Genomic DNA, 23998 nt, shown 5'->3' with positions numbered 1-23998 from the left:
CCGAGCCGAGAGCGACGGTAACGGAACTATCACGACGAATCACGTTCGGATTACGAGGGGTTGACAAAGTGGCATTCGGTACAAATTGCGGCTTTTCGCAGCTGACATCCGATGCCCGGTAAATTACAAACGCCGAATTCACCGGCAATTTTGTGACGGAGGTCACGGGCATTTAGTGATCCGGCTCGCGTAATACAAACCCGAAACAAAGCGATGCCGTTATCCGCCAATTACCGGGGCGGCGGCTCGGCATTCGCGCGCTGACCGGCTGGGATCGCGCTGCGCGCAATCATTGCCCCAGGTCGGCGCACTGGGGATAGTGCCGGGAACGCCCTCTCACCCCTCGGCAGGAGCAGCCATGAGCACCACCGACGAGCCCCGTTCCGGCACCCGCGCGGTCGACCGCGCCGTCCAGGTCCTGAGCTGCTTCGAGGGCAACGATCCGGAGTTGTCGCTGGTGGAGCTGGCGGCCCGGGCCGGGCTACCGGTGAGCACCACCCACCGGCTGGCCCAGGCGCTGGTGCGCGGCGGCCTGCTCGAACAGGACCCGGCCACCGATCGTTACCGCATAGGTCACGGCTTGGCCTCGCTCGCCCGGCCCGCGCTCACCCGCCTCGGCCTGGATTCGGCCGCCCCGCACCTGTACGCACTGGCCGCGGGCATCAAGATCACCGTGAGCGTGAGCGTGGCCGAGGACCGCGATGCGGTGACCGTCTTCCAGGCCCGGCCGCCGGTGTTCTTCTGCCCCAACCAGGTGCCGCGGGCCCGCCAGCCGCTGCGCGCCAGCGCGGTGGGGCATGCGCTGCTGGCCTACTCTCCCACCGGGGCCATCATGGAAGCCCATGCCGCCCAGCGGGATTCGCGCGCGGCCCTCCCCCACACCACACTGGATCGCGTGCGCCGCACCGGATTCGCCAGCGAGCTCATCGAGACCGAGGACCCGATCCGCGCCATCGCCGTGCCCATTCTCGGGCCCGACCGGCGGGTGCGCGGCGCGCTGGCGGTTCAGGCCCGGTCGGCCCGCCTCGATGACGCCCTGGTGCGCAATATCGTGCCGGCCATGCGGGTGGCCGCGGGCCGTATCGCGCCGCTTTTCCAAACCTCCGGCGCCCCAATGCTTTCCGGCGCCGAATAAGAATCACGCTGATTTCCACATCGTGAAACGGCGGTTGCCGCGCGACCCGAACCCACCGCACCATATGGGCCACCGGTGAATACCGCCATTTCCGCACAGGACTACTCCCGCAAAGGATTCGGAGTGCTGCCTTCGCTTCTCACCCGCCGGCGCGCAGTCGATCTCATGCGTGTCGCGCACGGCATCTGTTCCGCCTGATTCCTTCGTATTCGAACTTCGCCGTTCCGGCGTCCCCACCGAAAGAATCAGCAATGCATCTGTCACTCCGCAGCTCACCGCTGCGCCGCGCCCTGGTGGCCGCGGTCGCCGTCACCGCCGCGCTCGCGACGCTCACCGGCTGCGCGAAAACCGAGGCGGGCACCACCGCCGACGGCCGCACGGTAATTCGCTATCAGGGCTCCACCGGCCAGGTCTCGGCCGTCGAGCTCGCCGCCGACCTCGGCTACTTCACCAAGATCGAGCTGCATTGGGAGGGCGACACCACCAGCGGCCCGGCCAATATCCAGGCGGCCGCGACCAAGCAGATCGAGTTCGGCAGCGCCTTCAACGGCGCGGTCGTCAAGCTCATCGCCGGCGGCGCGCCGGTCACCTCCGTGCTCAGTTCCTATGGCGCGGACGAGCAATCCTTCACCGGGTATTTCGTGCGCGACGATTCGGGAATCACCGCGGCGCGCGATCTGATCGGCAAGAAGGTCGGCGTGAACACCTTGGGCGCGCACCACGAATTCATCACCCGCCAGTGGTTGCACGATCAGGGACTCAGCGACGCCGAGATCAAACAGGTGCAATTGGTGGTGCTGCCGCCGGCCAATACCGAGGACGCGCTCCGCAACGGCCAGATCGACGCGGCCGCCCTCGGCGGAGTATTCCGGGACACCGCGGTCGGGCGCGGCGGCATACATACGCTGTATACCGACAAGGATCTGTTCGGACAATTCGATTACGGCACCTATGTTTTCCGGAACGACTACATCAAGTCGCATCCGGAAGCGGTGCGGGATTTCGTGCAGGGCACCGCACGGGCCACCCGCTGGCTGCAAGTCACGCCACGCGAGGAGGTGCTCGCCGAATTCAAGTCGATCATCGAGAAGCGCGGGCGGAACGAGAACGTGAACCTCTTGCAGTACTGGAAGAGTTCGGGAATTCCGGTGGCGGGCGGCGTCATCGCCGAGCGTGAATTGCAGATCTGGATCGATTGGCTGGTCCGCAACGGCGAACTGCCCGCGGGCAAGATCGCCGCCAAGGACATCTACACCAATCAGGACAATCCCTACGCCAATGGCACCTACCCGGCGACCAGCGGCCCGAGCGGTGAGCAGGTGGCGAAATGAGTACGGCAACGGTGAAACTCGCCCTTTCGGGGGTGCGCAAGGAGTTCGCGGTCCGCGGTGAGCGGGAGTCCTTCACCGCCATCGAGGACATCAGCGTCGAGGTGCGCGACGGGGAGTTCCTGGTGCTGGTCGGGCCCAGCGGGTCGGGCAAATCGACGCTGCTCGATCTGCTGGGCGGGTTGAGCAAGCCGACCGGCGGGCAGATCCTGCTCGATGGCGCGCCGATCGCCGGCCCCGGTCTCGATCGCGGGATCGTGTTCCAGCAGTACGCGCTGCTGCCCTGGCGCACGGCGCGCGCCAATATCGAATTCGGCTTGGAGGCCAAGGGTATTCGCCGGCGCGAACGCAAGCGGATCGCGGACGAATACCTCGAGCTGGTCGGTCTGGCCGGATTCGGCGACCGGTATCCGCACGAACTGTCCGGCGGGATGAAGCAGCGGGTGGCCATCGCGCGCAGCCTGGCCTTCGACCCGGAAGTGCTGCTGATGGACGAACCGTTCGCGGCGCTGGACGCGCAGACCCGGGAGTCGTTGCAGGACGAGCTGTTACGGATCTGGCGGGCCACCGGCAAGACCATTCTCTTCATCACCCACGGCATCGACGAGGCGGTGTATCTGGGGCAGCGGGTCGCGGTGCTCACCTCGCGGCCCGGACGGGTCAAGGCCGTGGTTGATATCGACCTGGAGCGCGGCGGGGACCAGGACATCCGCTCCAGTGAACGCTTCCGCGATATCCGCCATCACATCTGGACTCTGCTGCACGACGAGGTCACGCGGGCGCAGGGACTCGAGAAAGCGGCGCTCGCCGCGGACGGGAACAGCCATGTCTAGTGCCATCGCCATCGCACCGGTCACCACCGCCCCACCGGTCACCGAGACCGATCGAGCACCGGCGCGGGCCGGGGAATCCGGCTCGGCGGCGCGGGTCGCCCGCACTACCGGCCGGGTGGTGTGGCGGGTGGTCAAACCCACGCTGGTCATCGCCCTGTTCCTGGCCCTGTGGGAGGCCGCGCCCCGGCTCGGACTGGTGGACGAGGTGTTCCTGCCGCCGTTCACCGCCGTCCTGGACGCCGGGCTCGGGCTCATCCGCAACGGCCAACTCCAGGAGCATGTCTCGGCGAGCCTCACCCGCTCGTTCACCGGGTTCGCCATCGCGCTCGCGACCGCGGTTCCGGTGGGTGTGGCGATCGCCTGGTACCGGCCGGTCGCGGAGTTCCTGAGCCCGATTCTCGAACTGTTCCGCAATACCGCCGCGCTGGCCCTGCTGCCGGTGTTCGTGCTGATCCTCGGCATCGGCGAGACCTCCAAGATCGCTCTGGTGGTGTACGCCAGCTTCTTCCCGATCCTGCTCAATACCATCACCGGCGTCCGGACCGTGGATCCGCTGTTGGTCAAATCGGCGGTGTCGCTGGGATTCTCGCCTATCCCGCTGTTCCTGAAAGTGGTGCTGCCCGCCTCCGTGCCGAGCATTTTCACCGGCATCCGGATGGCGGCCTCGGCCTCCATTCTGGTGCTCATCGCCGCCGAAATGGTCGGTGCGCGCGCGGGTCTGGGCTATCTGATCACCGCCGCGCAGCAGAACTTCCAGATTCCCGACATGTACGCGGGCATCGTCGCCATCTCCCTGGTCGGGCTGACTTTCAACGGGGTGCTGGTCGCCATCGAACGACGGCTCTCCCGCTGGCGCACCCAAGCCTGACCGACCACACTTGCTAAGGAATCCTCGTATGACCGAGTCGCGTAAGCCTTTTCACCTCAATGCCTTCCTGATGGGCGTCGGCCACCACGAAGCCGCCTGGCGGCATCCGCGCACCGAGGCGCACCGGGTCCTGGATGTGAAGCACTTCCAGGAGCTGGGCCGCATCGCCGAGCGCGGCAAGCTGGATTCGGTGTTCTTCGCCGACGGGCTGGCGGTCGGGCCGCGCATCAAGCGCAATACCCTCGCGGTGTTCGAACCCGTCACGCTGCTCGCGGCGATCGCCACCGCCACCGAACACGTGGGGCTCATCGCCACCGCCTCCACCACCTACAACGAGCCGTTCAATCTGGCCCGCAAGTTCGCCTCGCTCGATCACATCAGCGGCGGGCGGGCCGGGTGGAACATCGTCACCTCGGGTAACGAGGACGAGGCGTTCAACTTCGGTTACGACTCGATTCCCGAGCACGCGCGGCGCTACGAGCGGGCGCAGGAATTCGTGGATGTGGCCGTGAAGCTGTGGGACAGCTGGGAATCCGAGGCCATCGTGCTCGATGAGGAAGCCGGGATCTTCGCCGATCCGGAGAAGGTGCACACCCTCGATCACCAGGGCGAACGATTCCGGGTGCGCGGGCCGTTGAACTCGCCGCGCGGACCCCAGGGGCGGCCGCTGCTGGTACAGGCCGGATCCTCCGAGAGCGGTAAGGAATTCGCGGCCCGCTACGCCGAGGCCGTGTTCACCGCGCAGCGCAGCATTGAAGAGGGCCGGGCCTTCTACCGGGATCTGAAGTCGCGCCTGGCCAAGTACGGGCGTTCGGCCGACGAGCTGAAGGTGCTGCCGGGGCTGGTGCCGTTCATCGCCGACACCGAGGCCGAGGCCCGCGCGCTGGAGCAGGAGTTCACCGACCTCATCTCCCCCGATTACGCGTTGAAGCAGCTCTCGTCGCTGCTCGGGGTGGATCTCACCGAGCACGCCCTGGACGCCCCGCTGCCGCCGCTGCCCGCCGAGAGCGAAATCGAAGGCGGCAAGAGCCGATTCACGCTGGTGAAGGACCTGGCCGAACGCGAGGAACTGACCGTGCGGCAGCTGATCGGCAAGCTGGGCGGCGGGCGCGGGCATCGCACCTTCGCGGGTACGCCCGAACAGGTCGCCGACGAATTGCAGTCCTGGTACGAGCAGGGCGCGGCCGACGGATTCAACATCATGCCGCCCTACCTGCCGGGCGGGCTGGAGGACTTCGTCGACCGCGTGGTGCCGATCCTCCAGGAGCGCGGGCTGTTCCGCACCGACTACACCGCCACCACGCTGCGCGGGCATTACGGCCTCGACCCCGTCGAGAGCCAGTTCGCGGAGCAGGCCGAGACGCGCGCCACGGCGTGAAGCGATTGATCCGATAACTCACCGAAGGAACCGAACATGACCACTGTGGCCGAAAACCGTACCGGCACATTCACCATCGCACCGGTCGCCGGGCATATCGGAGCGGAGATCCGCGATATCGATCTGCGCGACGACTTCAGCGCAGCGCAGATCGCCGAGCTCACCGCGGCGCTGCACGAGTACAAGGTGCTGTTCTTCCGCGATCAGCAGATCGGGCACGCCGAGCAGATCGCGTTCTCGCGGCGGTTCGGCGCGGTGACGCCGTCGCATCCCTACGACGATGACGCGCCGACCGAGCATCCGGAGATCCTGGCCGTGGACAGCCGGCTGTACGAGAAGCGTTTCGGGAAGCGGAAGTTCAGCTACACCAATCACTGGCACACCGATGTCTCACCGCTGATCAACCCGCCGGCGGCATCACTGCTGCGGGCCGAGATCGCACCGGAGCGCGGCGGGGACACCCAGTGGACCAATCTGGCGGCGGCGTACGCGGGGCTGCCGGAGTCGCTGAAATCGTTCCTGGACGGGCTGCGCGCCGAGCATCGATTCGGCGGGAAGCTGCCCGCCTGGGATTCCGAAAGCGATTACGCCAAGCGGGTCGCCGCCGCTCCCCTGGTCACCGAGCATCCGGTGGTGCGGGTGCATCCGGTGACCGGGGAACGGGTGCTGTTCGTGAATCCGGGCTTCACCACCCGCATCGTCGGATTGAGCCCGCGGCAGAGCGACGCGCTGCTGGAACTGCTGTACGCGGAGCTGTCGGATCCGGCGTACACGGTCCGATTCCGCTGGGAGCACGGCAGTGTCGCGTTCTGGGACAATCGCGCCACCGCGCACCTGGCGCCCAGCGACCTGGATCATCTCGACGTCACCCGGGTGCTCTACCGGACCACCCTCGAGGGCGAGGTGCCGGTCGGCGTGGACGGTCAGGAGTCGCGGTCCATCGCCGGTGAGCGGTTCGTGGGTTCGGCGAACTGACCCCACACACGCGCGAGCCCCTCGGCCGATCGGCCGAGGGGCTCGTTTCGTCAGCGGCCCAGGGGCTTCGGCGGCTGCCACGGCTGATCGCCCGGATCCTGGCGATACCGTTGCGGCTGTTGCTCTTCGGCACGCGGGCGGGGCGGGATACCGGTGGTCTCGACCGGGGTCCGGGCATCGGCTTCGGCGGCGCGCACCGCGCGTTCGGCGGCCGGATCGGTGGCGGTATCGAACCAGCCGGCCACCTCCTCGGAATCGTCCTCGGGACGTTCGACGGTCTCCTCGTCCTGGCCCGGCTCGTACCGGAACACCCCGTCCTCGCCCTTGGTCGCGAAGTTACGGGCGAAACCCTCCAGGGCTTTGCCGAAATCGCTGGGCACCAGCCACACCTTGTTGGCATCGCCCTTGGCGACCATCGGCAGCGTCTGCATGTATTGGTAGGCCAGCAGTTCGGGGGTCGGCTTGCCGGATTTGATTGCGGCGAAAACCTTTTCGATGGCCTTCGCCTGACCTTGCGCCTGGAGGTAGGCGGCGGCGCGCTCACCCTGGGCGCGCAGGATCCGGGACTGGCGTTCACCCTCGGCCGACAGGATCGCCGACTGCTTGGAGCCCTCGGCCGCCAGGATCTGCGCCTGCTTCTGGCCTTCGGCGGTCTTGATCGACGCCTCGCGCTGACCTTCGGCGGTGAGGATCATGGCCCGCTTCTCGCGGTCGGCCTTCATCTGCTTCTCCATCGATTCCTGAATCGACGGCGGCGGATCGATGGCCTTGAGCTCGACGCGCGACACCCGCAGACCCCAGCGGCCGGTCGCCTCGTCCAGCACGCCGCGCAGCTGGCTGTTGATCTGATCGCGGGAGGTGAGGGTCTCCTCCAGGGTCATGCCGCCGACCACATTGCGCAGCGTGGTGATGGTCAACTGCTCCACGGCCGCAATGTAATTGGAGATCTCGTAGACCGCGGCCTGCGGGCTGGTGACCTGGAAGTAGACGACCGAGTCGATCTGCACGGTCAGGTTGTCCTGGGTGATGACCGGCTGCGGCGGGAACGACACCACCCGCTCGCGTAGGTCCACCTTGGCGCGCACCCGGTCCGCGAACGGCACCAGGAACGTCAACTGCCCGGACACGGTCCGCGAATAGCGGCCCAGGCGTTCGATGACGGCCGCCTCGGCCTGCGGCACCAGCGCCACCGATTTGAACACCACCACCACGACCAGCAGGATCAATACCGCGGCGACAATGAGTACACCCATGATTCAGGACCCTTTCAAGACGACGGCGGTAGCGCCCTCGATCTTCATGATGCACACGGTCTCGCCCACCTCGAACTGCTCCGAGGGGTCGAACGGCCGCGCACTCCAGACTTCACCGTCCACTTTCACCCGGCCCCCGTGCTCGTCGACCATCTCGATCACCTTCGCGGTCTTGCCCGGCAGCGCGGCCACCCCGGTCTGATGCGGTGGCGGAGTCGCGAAGCGCCGCAACAGGAATGGGCGAACCAGCAGTATCAGCACCAGCGCGGCGACACCGAACACCACGGCATCCACCACCACGGAGGTCCCCGCCAGCCCGCTGACCCCCGCCGTGACGAGCGCGGCGCCACCCAGCATGAGCAGCGTGAGATCCCCGATGAGCATCTCCGCCGCCGCGAGGAGGATCCCCGCGACCAGCCAAACGATTGCGGCCACGTCCCCAACAGTAGTCGGCATGCCCGTCGGCGGCCTGTTTTCGTGATCATCCTGCCGCCGGAACCGCCCGTTCCGAATCGATCCGCCCGGTCCCGATGCGGTCTCCCCCACACTCGTGTGCCGATTGGGCGCGGCGCGACCGGGTTTCGCCGCCGATCCCGGTACCCTCGCCCCCGTGAACGGGCACCACGGTTACGGCGACATCTATTCCGGGCATTCCAGGACGCGCAAACGCGAGGTCCCGACGGTAGTCGCCGAACGCGACCTGGTCGCCGAGGACGCCGCCACCGGATTCTGCGGCGCCGTAGTGGGATTCGACCGCAGCTATGACGGCGACTTCGTCAAACTCGAGGACCGCGCCGGCCGGGTCCGGCTCTTCGCCCTGCGCGAAGCCGCCTTCCTCATCGACGGCAAGCCCGTCACCCTGGTTCGCCCGAAGGCCGTGCCGCAGCAGCAGCCCACCCGCTCGGCCTCCGGTTCCACCCGCGTCGCGGGCGTGAAGGCGCAGGTCGCCAAGGCCAGCCGCATCTGGGTGGAGGGCATCCACGATGCCGCCCTGGTCGAACGGGTCTGGGGGCACGACCTGCGCGTCGAAGGCGTCGTGGTGGAACAGCTCGAGGGCCTGGACCACCTCGCCGCCCGCCTCACCGACTTCCAGCCCGGGCCCGGCCGCCGCGTCGGCGTGCTGGTCGACCATCTCGTCACCGGCTCCAAGGAAACCGGCCTCACCACCGGCCTGGGCCCGCACGTCCTGGTCACCGGCCACCCCTACATCGACGTCTGGCAAGCCGTCCGGCCCGCGGCGGTAGGCATCAAGGCGTGGCCCGAAGTGCCTCGCGGCGAGGATTGGAAGACCGGCATCTGCCGCCGATTGGGCTGGGGCACACCGCAAGACGGCTGGCGGCGCGTCTACAACGCCGTAACCTCCTACCGCGACTTGGAGACTCCGCTCATCGGCGCGGTCGAACGCCTCATCGACTTCGTCACCGAACCCCAGTAGCCGCCTCCGTCAGGGAATCGGTTGGCAGCAAAGGCTTTTCGGGTTCCAGGGTGGGTTCGCCGAGGCCGATCCGGCGCTGGATTCGCTTCATCCATTCCGGGGCCCACCAGCAGTCGTCGCCGAGCAGCTTCATGGTGGCGGGGACCAGGAGCATGCGCAGGACGGTGGCGTCGATGAAGAGCGCGGCGATCATGCCGTAGGCGATGTACTGCATCATCACCAGGTCCGAGAAGGCGAAAGCGCCGGTCACCACCAGCAGGATGAGGGCGGCGGCGGTGATGATGCGGCCGGTGTGGGCGGTGCCGATGCGGACGGCCTCGGTGGTGGTCGCGCCGGCCGCGCGGGCTTCGACCATGCGGGAGATGAGGAAGACCTCGTAGTCGGTGGAGAGGCCGTAGATGATGGCGATGATCAGGACCAGCACATTGGCCTGGATGGGCTGCGGGGTGAAGTTGAGCAGGGTCGCGCCGTGGCCCTCGATGAAGATCCAGGTCAGGATGCCGAGGGTGGAGCCGAGGCCGAGGGCGCTCATCAGGGCGGCCTTGATCGGCAGGACCAGGGAACCGAAGGTCAGGAACATCAGCAGGGTGGTCAGCAACAGGACCAGGATCACCATGACCGGGATGCGGGCGAGCAGAGCGTCGATGCTGTCCTTCTGGATGGCGGGCAGGCCGCCGACGAACATCGTTGTGCCTTCGGGGAGTTCGATCGAACGCAGATAGTCGATGGTCTCGCCCGCGTCGTTCACATCGGCGACGGTGGCGGTGGTCCGGTACACGTCCGGATCGATGGTGGAGCGCGCCGGTACCTCGAACGGCGTGTCCAAGCCAGGGGCCGCACCGGCTTCTCGCCAGGCCGCGCCGACCGCGGTGCTGTCGGCGGAGACGAGGATCAGCTGGATGGGATCGGACCGGCGGTTCGGGAACAGCTCGTCGATCTGTTCCTTGGCCATGCGAACCGAATTGTCCGGCGGCAGATACTTTTCGCTGAAGCCGCCGAAGACCAGGTTCCGCACCGGCAGGATGAGCAACAGCAGGATGATGCAGAGCGAGACGCCGATCTTCAAAGGATGCTTCATCACCCAGGCGGTGGATCGACCCCAGAAACCGTTCTCGATCTGCTCCGCGGTCTGGGTGCTGCGGAATCGCTTGAACCCCAGCGCATCCACCCGCTCGCCCAGGATGCCGAGCGCGGCGGGCAGGATGGTGATGGCGGTCAGCGCGGCCAGGGTGACCGTCGTAATCGCCCCGTACGCCATCGATTTCAGGAAGCCCTGCGGGAACAGCAGCATCCCGCCGAGGCTGGCGATGATCATGGTCGCGGAGAAGACCACGGTCCGGCCCGCGGTCATCACGGTGCGCTGTACCGCCGTGCGATTGTCGTGGCCGGCGGCGAGTTCCTCACGGAAGCGGCTGACGATGAACAGCCCGTAGTCGATGGCCAGCCCGAGCCCGATCATCGTCACCACCGAGGAGACGAACGAGTTGACCTCGATGAAATTGGTGAGGATGCGCACGATCCCGAGCGCGCCGATCATGGTCAGCCCGCCGATGGCCAACGGCAGCGCCGCCGCGACCACCCCCCCGAAGATGAAGAACAGCAGCACCGCGACCGCGGGCAGCGCGATGAGCTCCATCCGGCTCAGGTCGTCGGCCATGGTGTCGTTCAACTCCCCGGCCACCGGCTGCAAACCGCTGACCTCGACATCCACCCCCGGAATGAAGAAGACATCCTTGACTTTTCGATAGTTTGCCGAAACCTCGGTGTCGCCGTCACCGCGAATCGCGATCAGCGCGATGGCCCGGGTGCGATCCTTCGTCGCGGCCTGCGCCCCGCTCAGCTTCCCGGTCTCGGTCCGCCAATACGCGGCATTGATCCCGGAGATCTGTTCGGGATAGTCCCGCGGCAAGCTGTTCAAATTGTCGATGATCTTGCGGCTGAATTCGGGATCGTCGACCGTCTTCCCCGCGGGCGCGGTGTACAGCACCGCCACATCCACCTCGTGATTGCGCCCGAACGCCTCATCCGCCAGCCGCGCCGCCTGCGACGACTCCGCCCCCGGATCCTCCAGCCCGCCCGCGGTCAAATGCTCCGCCACCCCGACGCTGTAGCCCCCCAACGCCAGCAGCCCCGCCACCACGATCCCGAGCACCCCGAACCGCAGCCGGTAGACCACACCACCCCACCACGCGAACATCTATGCCCTCTTCATCCGAGCCGATCCGTGCACCTTCGAACAGCCCGCCCAACCGCCGGCAGCCGCTGCCCACACCCGACATTACTGACGAGTCCGACATGCAACCGTCCGGGAACCCACTTCCGTTTCACATTCAGGCCGGATCCACAGACTCGCCACAACCGACCCTCAGATCCCTTGCCCGAGACCAAGTCCCGCGACCGTCGAACGGTTGATCGATTTCCGGGCCATGCCCCAGTTGTCCCCCAGTTATTCTGTTGGAATGAGCTCACCGAGTACGACGCTGACGGTGTGGGCCGGGTCGTGGCTGGCCGGCCGCAGCGCCCCCGACGATCTGCTGGATGCCCTGCGCACCTGGGCCCCGCAGCAGAGCGTCGCGGCCGGGGACCCGGTGACCGGTGGCCACACCGGCCTGCCCTGGGCCGCGCACGACGACGCCGAGGCGGCGCCCGGCGCCGGGATCATGGTGCTGCTCAAGCTGATCCGGGAAGCCACCGCCGCGCCCGACGCCCAGATGCGACTGGTGCTGCCGGTACCCGGGGACGTCCGCGGACTGCCCGCCGGTTCCGAATTCGCCGCTGCCGCAACCGAAGCCGGTGAAGGACTGCTGCTCGGAACGCCCGGGACCGAAGGCACCGGGCTGGTGCCGGTGTGGACCGATGACGAGACCCTGCGCTGGACGGTTTACGCCACCCCGATCCCGCTCAGCGCCGAACCGGACATGCCGCTCGGCGAGGCCGAGTATTCGATGCGGCAGGCGGTACGCGATGCCGCGGACGCCCTACAGCAATTGCAAACCACGCGCATGGACACCGGCGGCGTCGGCCCCCGCGAGTTGATCGAAGCCGAATTGGCCGACCATACCCGCCACGCCTACCCGGAATCCATGCCGCTGCGGGCCCGCCGCATCCTCGATTCCGCCGACCAGGTCGCGGCCATTTTGACCGTGGCCGAACGCGAACCGGCCTCCGCCCCGACCTCGGCCAGCGCGGCCGCGGCACAGGAATCGCTGCTGCGACCGCTCTGGAATGCCATTCGCGCCGCCCGCCTCGCGGCCGTGCACGCCCGCTGACCGGGCTCGGCTAACCGTTCGGGCCGCTGTGGGGTGGGAGGTCGGCGAGTTCGGAGATCTGGGCCCGGTGCAGGTGCTCGATGATGTTGCGCGGCAGGTTCGACGGGTCAGCGCGGTGGTGGGCCGCGCCCGATTCGTAGACGACGTAGATGTCCTGGCCGTGGATCGCCAGGCCGGCGGACATGCTCGGGGAGCGGAAGCAGAGGAGCCGGGCGGTATCGAGCTCCACCGCGTCCTCACCACGCCGCACGACAAAGAGCGTGCTGTTGTCGGCACCGCCGTGGGAGGTGCTGTAGATGAACACCTCGCTGGTGACGGCCACGCCTCTCGTCTGCTGGGGTAACTCCCACGGCCCTTCACGGTGGTCCAGCTCGCCGTTGGAATCGACTCGGTAGGAGTACATTTCGGCGCGGGTGTCGGGTTCGTGCGCACCGGCCCACAGGGTGCCGGTCGGACCGTGACCGGCCAGGAGTGAGGAACCGCCGGACACCTCGCGGTCGGTGCCGTCCGCGGCGATATGCGACGAATCGGCGATCGCTCCGCGCAACCTGTCGAGCGGGTAGGCACGCACCAGGTTGTGCTGGGTGCCGGAGATGAATGCCCAGCCCTGTTCCTCCAGAACCGCGATCGCGCCACCGTGCGTCGGGTCGATTCGCGCTGTGCCGATGTGCTTTCCGGACTTCGCGTCCAACCCGATGAGGTAGGCGTTCTCGTCGCTGTCCGGGACGCAGGCGGTGATCAACAGCAGATCGTTCTCACCGTCCCAGTTCGACCAGGCCGCCAGCCCTTGCGGGACATGGGTATCCAGATGCGGTACCGCATGGCTGCCGTGGAATCGATTGTCGTAGACGTCGGAAGCGCGCGGGCCGTCGTAGAAAGCATCCGCACTGGTCACCAGGTCGTTGCAGGGAATCGGCGCATCCTTCATCTCTGCCGACTACCCGTCGATCCGGCGGCTAACCAAGCCGGAACCCACCGGCGTGACCGTGCCGGAGCGCGCGGCCGAGTCCTGATCTGGGACCATGGATGGGCGGTGCGCGACGGCCGCGATCTCTTCTGAGCGTGTTCGGAAATCATTCCACGACGCAGGAGGACGAAGATCCATGGCGCAGATCAGCAATCACCGACGACCCGTACTCGCCTTCGCCGTCTGCGGCGCATTGGGCTGGGTGGCCGCGACGGCGGGGCCCGCGGCGGCGGCCAACACCATCGACGTCAGCGGCGTCGGTCCCGCGAACGTGCAGGTCGATTACACCTGTGAGGCCGCGGCCGGGGTCGCGAGCATCCAGGCCATGGCCGGCGATCCCAACGCCGAGAGCCCCTCGGCCACCGGCACCCAATCCGATGTCAGCTGCGATGGCACCGCCCACACCACCGTCGTCGTGCTCACTCCGGCCTCGGCCGCCTCCACCCCGCTCGCGGCGGGCCAGACGGTGCAGGTCCGGGTGGCGCTGGTGGATAGCGGCGAGAACGTGGTCTCCGGCCAGGCCAAGGTAGTGACGCTGGGTTAGCCCCACTGCCGCGGCTGCGGTCGCGGCATTGGCGACTCCCACAATCGATTCCGTCCCCGGCAGGGCGGCGTCACAGAACCCCATGATCATGGTCGGCCGACCATGGGCGCGCGGATATAAAGAGGCTCCCGCCGATTCGGGATGGTGGAATCGGCCCGGCCAGAACCGCGAGATTGTGGTAACCGAGATATTTGATACGACCATGGAGCTGCCGGTCGCGCCGCAGCCGCTGCGGGAACTGCTGAGCGACCCGCAGGTGTATCCGCGGATCTGCGCCGGAATCGGCGCTTGTGAACGGATCGCCCTGCCGGACGGCGGAGCGCGGTGGCAGCTCCGGATCGGGACACCCGAGGCCGGGATTGCAGCGGTGAGCGTCGAGGTGCGGCGCGGACACGGCGACGGGCTGGAGATCCAGTGCCCGGACACCGGCAGCTTCGCGTTGATCCGGTTGCGGGCCTGCGGCGAGCACACTCGGGCCACGGTCACCTACTTCGCGCCGGGCCGGATGCATCCGGTGGTTGCCGGACAATCGAATTCGGCGGTCACCGAGTGGACCCGCGACGCGCTGCGCAGGCTGGGCGAACTCGCTTCCGGCACACCGACTTCCATCGTGGACAACGGCGAGGACACACCGCTGCGGCGGCGATTGCGGGTGGCCCGGCAGATGGTCTCGACCGGCGTCGTCGCCGGACGCATCGATCGCGGCGTAAGACAGCTGGTCAGATGGGGATTCAATCTGGCCGGCGGGTATGCGGTGGCGGCCGCCGGCTCACCCGGTCGGACGGCCGTGGTCGATGACGCGGGCAGCCGGACCTTCCGCGAAATGCACGAGCGCAGTCACGCGCTGGCGTGCGCCATGGCCGAACTCGGGCTGGCCGCCGGGGACGCGGTGGGGCTGCTCGCGCGCAACCGGCTCGGCATGGTCGAAACCATGGTCGCGGCAGGCAAACTCGGGGTGGATGTGGTGCTGCTCAATGCCGGACTCTCGGCGCGGCGCATCGAGGACATCGTGCAGCGGCATCGGCTCGGGACGCTGTTCGTGGACGGCGACCTCGAGCCGCTCGTCCACTATCTGCACGCCGATATCCGCCGCTATCGGACCGATGACGCCGGGCCGGACAGCATCGCCGAGCTGGTGGCGACCGGCGGACCCGAGTTCCCGCGACCCACCCGGCCGGGGCGGTTGGTGGTGCTTACCAGCGGGACCAGCGGCACCCCGAAGGGCGCGCGCCGCCCGCACGCCAAGGGTTTCGCCACCGTCGCCGCGCTGCTGTCACGAATCCCGTTGCGGATGAACGAGACCATCCTCATCGCGGCGCCGCTGTTCCACACCTGGGGGCTGGCCGCGCTGCAATTGAGCGTGGCATTGCGTGACATCGTCGTGCTGTCGGAGGATTTCGACGCCGAGCAGTGCCTGCGGCTGATCGCCGAGCACCGGGCCGGGGTGCTGGTGGTGGTGCCGACCATGGTGCAGCGCATTCTCGATCTGCCCGGCAGTGTGCGCGCCCGCTACGACATTTCCAGCCTGCGCGTGGTCGCCAGCTGCGGGGCGCCGCTGGCCGGGGCGACGGTACTGCGGTTCATGGACGTCTTCGGCGACGTCCTGTACAACGTGTACGGATCCACGGAGGTCTCGTGGGCGACCATCGCCACCCCGGCGGATCTGCGCGTCTCCCCCACCACCGCCGGGCGGCCGCCGCTGGGCACCAAAGTGGCTGTGCTGGGCGAGGATCGGCGGCCGGTGCCGGTCGGCGCGACCGGACGCATATACGTCGGCAACCACATGCTGTTCGACGGCTACGTCAACTGCCCGCCACCGGACGAGGTCGGCGGTCTGCTCGACACCGGCGATCTCGGATATCTCGATGCGGCGGGCCGATTGTTCATCGCCGGACGCGACGACGAGATGATCATCTCGGGCGGGGAGAACGTCTTCCCCCGCCCGGTCGAGGAGGCGCTCGCCCATCTCCCCCAGGTCAGCGAGGTCGCCGTGGTCGGCGTGCCGGACCACGACTTCGGCCAGCGGCTGGCCGCCTACATCGTCAAACGGGAGGGGTCCGGGCTCGACCCGGAGATGGTGCGCCGGTATGTGCGGAATCGGTTGAGCCGCTTCAGTGTTCCGCGCGACATCGTCTTCCTCCAAGCCTTGCCGCGCGGTGAGACGGGCAAGGTGCTCAAACGGTTGTTGAACGCCGCCGCCGAGGATCCCACCCCGTAGCCGAACCGCCTCGGGCGCACGGCGGTGTGATCGCCGACCACGCGGGTATTGCCCGGTAGCGGGATGGTCGCCGGGGAAAGGACAGCCATGCGTTTGCGGCACAGCGATCTCTACGCCGGCGGGATCGTCCGGCGGCGGCGCGGGCGCGGGTTCTCCTACGCGACCGCCGAGGGCGTCCCGGTCACCGACGACGTGACCCTCGAACGCATTCGGGCGCTGGCCGTTCCGCCCGCCTGGCGCAAGGTCTGGATCTGCCCGCATCCGAACGGGCATGTGCAGGCCGTCGGCCGCGACAGTGCCGGGCGGCGGCAGTACCTGTATCACCAGCAATGGCGGCGCGAGCGGGACGAGGAGAAGTTCGACCGGGTGCTCGAGCTCGCCGAGCATCTGCCGCGCCTGCGCGAACAGGTCCGGGCCGATCTCGCGCTGCGGGGAGTACCCGAGCACCGGGTGCTCGCGGCGGCGATCGCGCTGCTCGATTCGGGTGTCTTCCGGGTGGGTGGCGAGGAGTACGCCGAATCCAACGGCACGCACGGCGTCGCGACCATGCTGCGCGAGCACGTCCGGGTGTCGGGGGATGCGGTCGACTTCGAGTTCATCGCGAAAGGCGGTATCCGGCAACAGGTCACGGTGTGTGACGCCGCGCTCGCGAAAGCGGCGCGCACCCTGCTGCGCAATCCCGCGAGCAGCGACCGGCTGCTGGTGTGGAAGGACGCGAGCGGATATCACCCGCTGCACGCCGAGGACATCAACCGGCGCTTCCGCGAACTCACCGGTCCGGAGTTCAGCGTCAAGGACCTGCGGACCTGGCAGGCGACGGTGCATGCCGCGGCCGACTTCGCCACCCGTGAGCTGCCGGCATCGGCCCGCGCTCGTCGTGCCGTGATCAAACAGGTGATGACCGATGTGTCGCTGGTGCTCGGCAATACCGCCACGGTCACCCGCGCCTCCTATGTCGATCCGCGCATCGTCACCGCATTCGAGCAGGGGCGGACCATCGCGGCCGCACTGCGGCGGGCACAGCGGGCGGGCCCCGAGGAACAGCGTCTCCTTGTCGACCGAGCGGTGACGCGCCTGCTGCGCGGGCATTGACCAGATGCTGATGCGTTGAGAGGCTTCAGGTTCCATTCACTCAACGACGGGATCTTCGGGCATGACTACCGACGGCGGGCGCTCGGACGGCGCGGCAAACTATTCGACGATCACCTACGCCGTCGCGGAGGCGATCGCGACGATCACTTTGAATCGGCCGCACGCCCGCAACGGGTTCACCCTCACCATGGCCGACGAGCTCGGCGCCGCCCTGACCGCGGCCGACCGCGACGACCAGGTCCGGGTCATCCTGCTCACGGCGGCCGGCGACTACTTCTGTGTCGGTATGGATTTCGCCGAACCGTCGCTCGGCGACACCACCGATCCGGAGTGGGACGAACCCTCCACCCGGGTGGTCCGGCCGATGACGAATTCGAACAAACCGGTGATCGTGGCCTTCCCGGGTCCGGCGGTCGGCGTCGGTATCTCCATGACGCTCGCCGCAGACTTCCGGCTGGCCAGCGATCGCGCCCGATTCGGTTTCGTCTTCGCCCGGCGCGGCTTGTTCCCCGAAGGCGGCTCCACCTGGTTCCTGCCCCAGCTCGTCGGCTTGGCCAAGGCCAAGGAGTGGATGCTCACCGGCAACCTCGTCACCGCTCACGAGGCGCTCGCCGCCGGACTGATCACCAGCGTGCACGCGCCCGAGGACCTGCTCCCCGCCGCCTACGCTCTGGCCCGCGACCTGGCCACCGAGATCGCTCCGGCCTCCGCCGCCCTGATCCGCCGGGCCCTGGTGGCGATGACCGCCCACGGCGATCCCGAAGCCGCCTTCGCCCTCGACCGGAAATCCATCCCGCACGCCGCCACCAGTCCCGATCTGGCCGAGGGCATCTCATCGTTCCTGGAGAAGCGCCCGCCCCGATTCACCGGCGTGGCGAGCACCGATCTACCCGATCTGGGCGACTGGCTGCCGAAGTGAGGAACCGCGATCGTCAGCGGGTGTCGTCGTTGGCCTGGCAACGAATTTCGGGGTGCCGGTCCGGATCGAGCGCGTGCAAGGTCAGGTCGATGGTGCGCGGGTCGGTGGATTCGGCCAGGTGCCCGGCCAGATCCTCCGGGCAGCCGTCTTGCAGGGTGACGTTCTCGACATTCGGGGCGTCGAGGAACGACCGCGTGTAGGGCGTCACGATTTGGTCGGACCGGGTCCCGATCATCGTGTAGCGCACGCCGGGGGCGGCCGGTTGCCCGCGATCGAGTCCGGTCAGAAATTCGGAGCCGGCGATCATGTCGTGCATCGCGGGTGGCAGACCTGGCAGGCGCAGTGCCAGCGCGCCGAGCTCGGCGCTCCCGGCCGGGTCGATGCCGCGCTGCGGGCCGCTGACCGAGATCACCCGCCGGACCGGATTCGACGGCCGCTGGGCGAGTTCCAGGCTCACGGCGCGGGCGATCAACCCGCCCTGGGACTTTCCGACGAGATCGATGGAGGCGGCGTCGTTCACCGCCAGGATGCGCTCGGCGACGGCGGTGAAGTAGCCGGTCGATTCCGCGAGCGCGCGACTGGAATCATAATCCGGGCCGTAGACGCAACGACCGTCCGCGAGCAGAGCCTGATAGGTCGGGCCCAGACTCTTCTCCAGGGTGGCGTTGGTGCCGTGGATCATCAGGATCGGGTGGCCGGAAGTACCTGCGGGACAGGGCTCGATCGAGTCGAGTGCGGGCGCCGCGCCGGCTTCTGCCCGGGCCGGTGCGGCCAGGGTGACCGTGACGGCCAGGGCTGCGAGCGCGATACCCGAGCGGGTCGCTGGTCGCATGGGGAACTCCTCGTTGTCGTGGATCGGGTATTCGATTGTGGGCGAGCCGGGCTCAGGCCGCGGGTGATCCGCGCAGGACGGTCTCCGAGTAGGCGGGCAACTCGATCGAGCCCGAGGCGCGAATCCGGGTGACCGGGATGGTGTCGCCCGCCACGAAGGCCGGCGCGGCGCCGGGCGGTGCGCAATAGATCTCCGCCTCGCCGGACAGATACTCGGGCAGGGTGATTCGAATCGGTTCCGCGCCGGCATTGAGCAGCACGGCGCTGGTTCCTTCCGGGGAGGACAGCTCCACACCGGTGAAAGCCGAGACCGTCCCCGCGTAGGCCGGCACCAGCAGCAGCGCCGGAACCTCGACCGGCGTATCCAAACTCAGCATCCGCACCGTGGAATCCGCGCGCAGGCTGTCATAGATCGGCGTGAGCGCCACATTGTGCGCGGTCCGGCCGAACACCTCCGAACCGCCGGTGCCGTCGGAGATCAGGGCGTGCACGGCCTGGTTGGTGGTGCCGCCGCCGGAGGTGTCGCTGCCGGGCGCGCCGTTGAGGGCGCAGTGCAGCACGGCCATCTCCACCTTGGGATCGCACAGCGCCCGCAGGGTGAAAGCGGCCACGCCCAGTGCCACCGCCCAGGTCTGCTGCAAGGCGGGCAGCATGGTCAGCGGTGGGGTGCCCTCGCGGCCCATCTGGTTGTATTCGGTGATCCAGATCGACATCGCGGCAGGCACTTTCGGCAGCGCGCGGGACAGTTCGGTCCAGGCCACGGTGCCGCCCGCGGCGGTGGACGAGATGTCCGCGCGAACGGGGTCGACGATCCAGTACGGGTGGAACACCGCGGCGTCCGCGCCTCGGATGGTGTCGAACAGGCCCTGATTCCAGGTCCGGTACCGTTCGCCGAGCGCCGAGCCCAGCGCATCGTCCGCGGCGGGCACCCCGATGCGGGCCTGCGGGAACTCCTTGCGCAACACCACGATCCAGTCGTTCATGACGCGGGCGTAGTCGGCGCCGGTCGGGTAGAGCTCGGTGTAGGGCGACATCGGCATCCAGATCTCGTTGCCGAGTTCGAGGTAGCGCACCGGCATTCCGAGCCGCTCGGCCGCATGCAGCTGGGCGATCTGCTCTGCCAAGGTGGATGTCGCCACATTCAGATCGAAAATCGGTGTCGCACCGATCCGGCGCACGGCGAACGCCCAGTCTTCCAAGGTGAGCGGCGGCCGGCCGTCGTTGGCGGTGGCGAAGCTGCTGCCGGACCGCTCTACGAATCGGCCGGTGCGCCAATCGATCCACTGCGAGGTGGTGCCGCCCTGCACCCGCAGCAGGCGCGGGCCGACGGCCGCCAGCCGGTCCAGGAAGGCCGGGTCGTGCCATTGCCGGGCATTCAGCGGGGAGATGATCCGGGCGCCGTTGACGCCGAAGAAATCGGTGCCGACCGGATGGAACGCGGTATCGGCGATCAGGCCGCGCGCGGGCGTCTCAGCCGTCGCTCGCCCGCCTCGTGTAAGTGCTGACACACCTATCGCCAGCGCCCCTGCAATGCCGAGGTTGAAGGTACGCCTACCAAAAACCGCGTCACCAGCATCATCCAAGCCCAATGTTCTCGCACTCCTATTCAGCCGCTCACGGACCCGCATATGTTCGCACACACATATGTCCCTCGCATAGATGCATGAGCACATATGCTGTCCGCATGCTCGATACCGTGATCCTCGGACTGCTGGCGCTGCGCCCGCTGTCCGGCTACGACCTGGGCAAGTGGATGGATGGGCCCGGCCGCTTCATCGGCTATCGCGTGACCCTGCCGCAGGTCTACCGGGCGCTGGCCAAACTGGTCGAACGCGGCCTGGTCGAATTCGAGGTCGAGCCGCGTCCGGGCAAGCCCGACGCCAAGGTCTACCGGCTCACGGCCGACGGCAAACAGACGCTTCTGGACTGGGCGAACTCGCCCTACGAGCCCGCCCCGCGCCCGATGGACCCCGACTTCATGGTCCGATTTCTCCTGGGCGGCATACTCGGCCGCGATACCGCCATCCGCGTCCTGCGCACCGAACTCGACTACCGCCGCGAACAGGTGCGCACACCGACCCGGGTCGGCGAACTGGCCGCCGCCCTCGAACCGATCGACGAGATCAGCCCGCTCTGGGCCGCGGACGTCATGCGCGCGGCACATGAACAGGGCCGCGCCTCCACCGCGTCCTTCATCGGGTGGCTCGAGGTCACCCTCGCCGACTTCGAGAACCGCGACTGAGACCCGGGTGTCCGATTCGTTCAAGACAGAGCCGCTCGGGCGCTCCTAGGGTTCGGGTATGACTGTGCAACTGGATGTGATCGGGATCGTCGTCTCGGATATGGCGGCGGCGCTGGCGTTTTACCGGCGACTCGGGCTGGATATCGCTGCGGGGGCCGAATCGGAGCCGCATGTGGAGGTCGGCTTGCCGGGTGGGGTGCGGTTGACCTTCGATACCGAGGAGGTCATTCGGTCGTTCCACCCGCAGTGGCGGGCGAGCGGGACCGGGCGGATCGGGCTGGCCGTGCGGTGTGAAAGTCCCGGCGAGGTCGACGCGAAGTTCGAGGAGTTGGTCGCGGCCGGGTACCACGGAGAGCTGAAACCGTTCGACGCCTTCTGGCAGCAGCGCTACGCGACCGTGGCCGACCCGGACGGGAACAGTGTGGATCTCTATGCGGCACTGGGGGAATCCGCGCAGGGGTGATGGTGCGGACCGGGCACCCGCGTCTACCGGGGTCAGGCGACTCCCGCCCGGCGAAGCGCTCGGGTCAGCCGACCCTGGTCAGGGTTGCGCTGGGCGGGCGCGGGTCACGCCGGTGAGCGACAGGCCGGTGAGGGCGCGGATTTCGCGGGATAGGTGGGGCTGGTCGGCGTAGCCGGTGCGGGCCGCGACCTCCGCGAATGCCGTACCCGTCCGGGCCAGGGCCAGCGCGCGTTGCATGCGCAGAATGCGGGCCAGGGTTTTGGGGCCGTAGCCGAAGGCGGTCAGGGATAGGCGGTGCAGACGCCGAGCGCCCAGCTCGAGGCTGTCCGCGAGCGCGGATACCGATTCGCCCGCGCGCAATTGGCTGACAATGGCATGCAGCAGCGGATCGGGTACGGCGGCGTCCGCGGCGCGCCAGCGAGCGATTTCCTCGAGACCGGCGGCGGGGTGTCCGGCACGGGCGAGCAGATCGTTCGCACGACGTACATCGGCGGGAGCCCAGATATCCGCGAGATCGGCACGGCCGTCCCGGAGTTCGTGCGCCGGTATGCCCAGTAGCGCCGGAGCCGATCCGGGGAAGAAGCGGATTCCGGCGATGCGGGTCGCAGGGCCGACGGATAGGACATAAGCCCGGGTGTCGGGGCCCGCCACGGCGAGACGGCCGTCGATCCACAGCAGATCCATGGAGCCGTCCGGGAGCACCCGGGCGTCCGTGGCGCCGACCGTTTCACGGGTCCAGACGACCGCGCCCGGTAGACTCGACGAGCGTTCGCGATACTGCTCCTGGGCCGGAAATGCGTTGGGATGCGCGGTATTCGGCACATCGCGCACACTTGCATCGCGTGCATTCTTGCCCATCCTGCACGCCCGCATCGCATGCCCCGCCCGCGCGGCGGTCACCTGCGCCGGGTCCGCGGACATCAGTCCTTCCGCACCGTGTATTCGGGTTTGCCCGGCTTCCACATCGTGATCTCCAGATACTTGCCGTCGACGACCTCCACCGCGGACGCCCCCGTCAGCTCGGCCGCGTAGAAGGGATCGAACTTCTGGCCACGTAGGTCGAACCCGGTTTCTTCGAACAGCGCGTCGGCGAAGCGCTTGTGCAGCGCCTCGTCCCGCACATTGCGGACGGTGCCGAACAGTTTGGCGTCGCCATCACCCACCTGGGTGTCGACGGTCGCCGTGTGCAGGCAGAAACGCGGATCACGCGCCAGATCGGCGAACTTGGTGGTGTTGGGCATGCCCGCCACCCACAGCTGCCCCTCGAAGAAGCGAGGTTCCATGGGACTGATGCGCGGCGAGCCGTCGGCGCGCACGGTGGCCAGCATGCAGAGATTGCCGGTGGCGGCGTGACGGCGGGTGAAGATCGACGAGATGTGCGGTGCGGCAGCAGCGAACTCGGACCAGGACGTCATAGATCGACGGTACGCGCGGGGGCCGACAGGTTCGGCCGTCATCGGCGCGGACGGTCTGTTTCAATGGGCGGCGTGACCGTCTTCCGTCGTCTCGCGGTACCTGCCGCGGTACTGCTGGCCGGGGCGACCCTGGCCGTCTCCCCCGCCGCCGCGGTGATCGGCGGCTCCGAGGTCGGCGCGGGTGCGTATCCGTGGCTCGCGGCCGTGGGCAGTCCGTTCTTCTTCGAGCGCCCGTCCGGTCAGTTCTGCGGGGGTGCGCTCATCGCACCCGATCAGGTGCTGACCGCGGCGCATTGCGTGCAATTGGCCGCGCTGCTCCCCCAGGCCCTGACCGTCCGCTTCGACCGCACCGACCTGCGGGCGAGCGACGGAGTCACGGTGGGTGTGCGGGCGGTTCGGATCCACCCGGACTTCCGGCAGGAAACGGTGGACGGGGTGGATGTCTATCGCCACGATCTCGCCATTCTGACCCTGGCCGAGCCGCAGCTGCGGGCGACCGTCGCGATCGCCGCACCGCACGGCACTTCGGGCAGTGTGCTCGGCTGGGGTGCGACCGCCGAAGGCGACACCACGAATACCCGGCTCCGAGCGGCCGAGGTTCCGATGACCACCGATGCCGACTGCGCCCGCGCCTACCCCGGTGCGTTCGACGCCGCGGATATGGTGTGCGCCGGATCCACCACGGCCGATACCGGCGAATTCGACAGCGGCGGGCCGCTCTTGGTGAACGGTGAACTGGTGGGAATCACCTCGTGGGCGCGGGGCGCGGCGCAACCCGGATATCCGGGCGTGTACGCACGCCTGCCCGCGCCGTTCTGATCTCGTTCGAACGC

At 68.1% G+C, this 23998-nt stretch carries 22 protein-coding genes and 1 pseudogene; 15 read left to right on the top strand and 8 right to left on the bottom strand.

What is annotated here, in order from left to right; translation table 11 throughout:
* Nucleotides 1–358 precede the first annotated feature (358 nt).
* From NI1_RS15955 to NI1_RS15930, 6 genes are all read left to right on the top strand, one after another.
* Complete coding sequence (locus NI1_RS15955) at nt 359–1135, top strand: IclR family transcriptional regulator (protein WP_067820759.1); 777 nt, start codon at nt 359–361, stop codon at nt 1133–1135.
* A 251-nt stretch (nt 1136–1386) separates the two neighbouring features.
* Nucleotides 1387–2466, top strand: coding sequence for an ABC transporter substrate-binding protein (locus tag NI1_RS15950; RefSeq protein ID WP_067820756.1), 1080 nt, complete (start codon nt 1387–1389; stop codon nt 2464–2466).
* Nucleotides 2463–3296, top strand: a complete 834-nt coding sequence (locus tag NI1_RS15945; RefSeq protein ID WP_067820753.1) for an ABC transporter ATP-binding protein — start codon at nt 2463–2465, stop codon at nt 3294–3296. The genes NI1_RS15950 and NI1_RS15945 overlap by 4 nt, the downstream gene beginning before the upstream one ends.
* Nucleotides 3289–4164, top strand: coding sequence for an ABC transporter permease (locus NI1_RS15940; RefSeq protein ID WP_067820750.1), 876 nt, complete (start codon nt 3289–3291; stop codon nt 4162–4164). The genes NI1_RS15945 and NI1_RS15940 overlap by 8 nt, the downstream gene beginning before the upstream one ends.
* A gap of 28 nt (nt 4165–4192) precedes the next feature.
* Nucleotides 4193–5542, top strand: a complete 1350-nt coding sequence (locus tag NI1_RS15935; protein ID WP_067820748.1) for an LLM class flavin-dependent oxidoreductase — start codon at nt 4193–4195, stop codon at nt 5540–5542.
* Between the two features lie 36 nt (nt 5543–5578).
* On the top strand, nt 5579–6517 hold the full coding sequence (locus NI1_RS15930; protein ID WP_067820745.1) for a TauD/TfdA dioxygenase family protein: 939 nt from the start codon (nt 5579–5581) through the stop codon (nt 6515–6517).
* 50 nt (nt 6518–6567) lie between these two features.
* On the opposite strand, the gene NI1_RS15925 is transcribed toward NI1_RS15930, so the two are convergent.
* Together NI1_RS15925 and NI1_RS15920 are read right to left on the bottom strand one after the other, a co-directional pair.
* A complete protein-coding gene (locus NI1_RS15925; protein ID WP_067820741.1) occupies nt 6568–7770 on the bottom strand; it encodes an SPFH domain-containing protein in 1203 nt (400 codons plus the stop codon).
* A 3-nt stretch (nt 7771–7773) separates the two neighbouring features.
* Nucleotides 7774–8205, bottom strand: coding sequence for an NfeD family protein (locus tag NI1_RS15920; RefSeq protein ID WP_067820738.1), 432 nt, complete (start codon nt 8203–8205; stop codon nt 7774–7776).
* Between the two features lie 175 nt (nt 8206–8380).
* On the opposite strand from NI1_RS15920, the gene NI1_RS15915 reads away from it, so the two are divergent.
* The gene (locus NI1_RS15915) at nt 8381–9205 is read left to right on the top strand and encodes a DUF3097 domain-containing protein (protein ID WP_067822342.1); all 825 of its coding nucleotides are present in this window, start codon (nt 8381–8383) and stop codon (nt 9203–9205) included.
* A gap of 16 nt (nt 9206–9221) precedes the next feature.
* On the opposite strand, the pseudogene NI1_RS15910 reads toward NI1_RS15915, so the two are convergent.
* Nucleotides 9222–11402: pseudogene (locus tag NI1_RS15910) on the bottom strand (MMPL family transporter); the annotation flags it as partial.
* 262 nt (nt 11403–11664) lie between these two features.
* Here NI1_RS15910 and NI1_RS15905 point away from each other — a divergent pair.
* Nucleotides 11665–12474: an Rv1486c family protein gene (locus tag NI1_RS15905; protein WP_067820734.1), complete on the top strand. Its 810-nt coding sequence runs from the start codon at nt 11665–11667 to the stop codon at nt 12472–12474.
* Nucleotides 12475–12484: 10 nt separating this feature from the next.
* Here NI1_RS15905 and NI1_RS15900 read toward each other — a convergent pair whose 3' ends face one another.
* Nucleotides 12485–13402, bottom strand: coding sequence for a hypothetical protein (locus NI1_RS15900; protein ID WP_067820731.1), 918 nt, complete (start codon nt 13400–13402; stop codon nt 12485–12487).
* 175 nt (nt 13403–13577) lie between these two features.
* Between NI1_RS15900 and NI1_RS15895 the strand changes: the two genes are divergently transcribed.
* The 4 genes from NI1_RS15895 to NI1_RS15880 all read left to right on the top strand — a co-directional run bounded on the left by NI1_RS15895 (nt 13578) and on the right by NI1_RS15880 (nt 18214).
* Nucleotides 13578–13985, top strand: a complete 408-nt coding sequence (locus NI1_RS15895) for a hypothetical protein (protein WP_067820728.1) — start codon at nt 13578–13580, stop codon at nt 13983–13985.
* 202 nt (nt 13986–14187) lie between these two features.
* Nucleotides 14188–16203 carry an AMP-binding protein gene (locus NI1_RS15890; RefSeq protein ID WP_084523289.1) on the top strand — a complete coding sequence of 672 codons (2016 nt, stop codon included), beginning with the start codon at nt 14188–14190 and terminating at the stop codon, nt 16201–16203.
* 87 nt (nt 16204–16290) lie between these two features.
* Nucleotides 16291–17295, top strand: a complete 1005-nt coding sequence (locus NI1_RS15885) for a DNA topoisomerase IB (protein ID WP_067820726.1) — start codon at nt 16291–16293, stop codon at nt 17293–17295.
* Between the two features lie 61 nt (nt 17296–17356).
* Nucleotides 17357–18214, top strand: a complete 858-nt coding sequence (locus NI1_RS15880) for an enoyl-CoA hydratase-related protein (RefSeq protein WP_067820723.1) — start codon at nt 17357–17359, stop codon at nt 18212–18214.
* Nucleotides 18215–18227: 13 nt separating this feature from the next.
* Here the strand turns inward: NI1_RS15880 and NI1_RS15875 are convergent, their stop codons facing one another.
* Together NI1_RS15875 and NI1_RS15870 are read right to left on the bottom strand one after the other, a co-directional pair.
* Entirely contained in the window at nt 18228–19046 is an 819-nt protein-coding gene (locus tag NI1_RS15875; protein ID WP_067820720.1) for an alpha/beta hydrolase, read from the bottom strand.
* A 52-nt stretch (nt 19047–19098) separates the two neighbouring features.
* Nucleotides 19099–20553, bottom strand: a complete 1455-nt coding sequence (locus tag NI1_RS15870) for a hypothetical protein (protein WP_067820717.1) — start codon at nt 20551–20553, stop codon at nt 19099–19101.
* 155 nt (nt 20554–20708) lie between these two features.
* On the opposite strand from NI1_RS15870, the gene NI1_RS15865 reads away from it, so the two are divergent.
* Nucleotides 20709–21287: a PadR family transcriptional regulator gene (locus tag NI1_RS15865; RefSeq protein WP_067820714.1), complete on the top strand. Its 579-nt coding sequence runs from the start codon at nt 20709–20711 to the stop codon at nt 21285–21287.
* 58 nt (nt 21288–21345) lie between these two features.
* Nucleotides 21346–21750, top strand: a complete 405-nt coding sequence (locus NI1_RS15860; RefSeq protein ID WP_067820711.1) for a VOC family protein — start codon at nt 21346–21348, stop codon at nt 21748–21750.
* 78 nt (nt 21751–21828) lie between these two features.
* Here NI1_RS15860 and NI1_RS15855 read toward each other — a convergent pair whose 3' ends face one another.
* A complete protein-coding gene (locus NI1_RS15855) occupies nt 21829–22671 on the bottom strand; it encodes a helix-turn-helix domain-containing protein (protein ID WP_245663243.1) in 843 nt (280 codons plus the stop codon).
* Nucleotides 22671–23165: a pyridoxamine 5'-phosphate oxidase family protein gene (locus NI1_RS15850; protein ID WP_067820708.1), complete on the bottom strand. Its 495-nt coding sequence runs from the start codon at nt 23163–23165 to the stop codon at nt 22671–22673. Before NI1_RS15850 ends, NI1_RS15855 begins: the two co-directional genes overlap by 1 nt.
* Nucleotides 23166–23237: 72 nt before the next feature.
* Between NI1_RS15850 and NI1_RS15845 the strand changes: the two genes are divergently transcribed.
* Nucleotides 23238–23984, top strand: a complete 747-nt coding sequence (locus NI1_RS15845) for a serine protease (protein ID WP_245663242.1) — start codon at nt 23238–23240, stop codon at nt 23982–23984.
* The last annotated feature ends 14 nt before the right edge of the window (nt 23985–23998 follow it).

It is taken from the genome of Nocardia inohanensis NBRC 100128, from assembly GCF_001612945.1.
Classification (GTDB): Bacteria; Actinomycetota; Actinomycetes; order Mycobacteriales; family Mycobacteriaceae; genus Nocardia; species Nocardia inohanensis.
The sequence above is the reverse complement of the archived record's forward strand: the minus strand, read 5'-3'. Positions and strand labels throughout refer to the sequence as shown.

Coding starts and splice junctions, on each gene's coding strand:
- NI1_RS15955 (WP_067820759.1), top strand. CDS start 359: ATGAGCACCACCGACGAGCCCCGTTCCGGCACCCGCGCGGTCGACCGC.
- NI1_RS15950 (WP_067820756.1), top strand. CDS start 1,387: ATGCATCTGTCACTCCGCAGCTCACCGCTGCGCCGCGCCCTGGTGGCC.
- NI1_RS15945 (WP_067820753.1), top strand. CDS start 2,463: ATGAGTACGGCAACGGTGAAACTCGCCCTTTCGGGGGTGCGCAAGGAG.
- NI1_RS15940 (WP_067820750.1), top strand. CDS start 3,289: ATGTCTAGTGCCATCGCCATCGCACCGGTCACCACCGCCCCACCGGTC.
- NI1_RS15935 (WP_067820748.1), top strand. CDS start 4,193: ATGACCGAGTCGCGTAAGCCTTTTCACCTCAATGCCTTCCTGATGGGC.
- NI1_RS15930 (WP_067820745.1), top strand. CDS start 5,579: ATGACCACTGTGGCCGAAAACCGTACCGGCACATTCACCATCGCACCG.
- NI1_RS15925 (WP_067820741.1), bottom strand. CDS start 7,770: ATGGGTGTACTCATTGTCGCCGCGGTATTGATCCTGCTGGTCGTGGTG.
- NI1_RS15905 (WP_067820734.1), top strand. CDS start 11,665: ATGAGCTCACCGAGTACGACGCTGACGGTGTGGGCCGGGTCGTGGCTG.
- NI1_RS15900 (WP_067820731.1), bottom strand. CDS start 13,402: ATGAAGGATGCGCCGATTCCCTGCAACGACCTGGTGACCAGTGCGGAT.
- NI1_RS15895 (WP_067820728.1), top strand. CDS start 13,578: ATGGCGCAGATCAGCAATCACCGACGACCCGTACTCGCCTTCGCCGTC.
- NI1_RS15890 (WP_084523289.1), top strand. CDS start 14,188: ATGGAGCTGCCGGTCGCGCCGCAGCCGCTGCGGGAACTGCTGAGCGAC.
- NI1_RS15885 (WP_067820726.1), top strand. CDS start 16,291: ATGCGTTTGCGGCACAGCGATCTCTACGCCGGCGGGATCGTCCGGCGG.
- NI1_RS15880 (WP_067820723.1), top strand. CDS start 17,357: ATGACTACCGACGGCGGGCGCTCGGACGGCGCGGCAAACTATTCGACG.
- NI1_RS15875 (WP_067820720.1), bottom strand. CDS start 19,046: ATGCGACCAGCGACCCGCTCGGGTATCGCGCTCGCAGCCCTGGCCGTC.
- NI1_RS15865 (WP_067820714.1), top strand. CDS start 20,709: ATGAGCACATATGCTGTCCGCATGCTCGATACCGTGATCCTCGGACTG.
- NI1_RS15860 (WP_067820711.1), top strand. CDS start 21,346: ATGACTGTGCAACTGGATGTGATCGGGATCGTCGTCTCGGATATGGCG.
- NI1_RS15855 (WP_245663243.1), bottom strand. CDS start 22,671: ATGTCCGCGGACCCGGCGCAGGTGACCGCCGCGCGGGCGGGGCATGCG.
- NI1_RS15850 (WP_067820708.1), bottom strand. CDS start 23,165: ATGACGTCCTGGTCCGAGTTCGCTGCTGCCGCACCGCACATCTCGTCG.